This window comes from Scytonema sp. PCC 10023 (assembly GCF_963920835.1).
Taxonomy (GTDB): domain Bacteria; phylum Cyanobacteriota; class Cyanobacteriia; order Cyanobacteriales; family Nostocaceae; genus Kalymmatonema.
On sequence record NZ_CAWUDP010000382.1, the window covers coordinates 1 to 305 of the forward strand.

Annotated in this window: 1 pseudogene; it reads right to left on the reverse strand. The window is 44.3% G+C overall.

The features are described from left to right. Positions 1-68 precede the first annotated feature (68 nt). Positions 69-305: pseudogene (locus ACM0OZ_RS49290) on the reverse strand (hypothetical protein); the annotation flags it as partial.

The window sequence follows — 305 nt, forward strand, 5'->3', positions numbered from 1 at the left end:
GTGGTCAGCACTCCTTGTCATTTTATACGGTTTTTAGCGATTATATTCTACTAGTGTGCAAATTCCCGTTATAACATCATTAATCGCGCGAACATTCTTATAGCAAGCGCTACCGGGATGTCGTCAAAGCAATATATCCCGACATTTTCACCAACAGGACTCAACATTCTCAGAGTGCTAGCCGCGCCCAACACTTGACTATCACTCACTTCTAAGTACTTTTGCAACTGTTCTAGGTTCCGATGCCCGGATATAGCCATAGCCATCTTCATTAGGACGCAGCTTGCTTGAGAACGACTTCGATG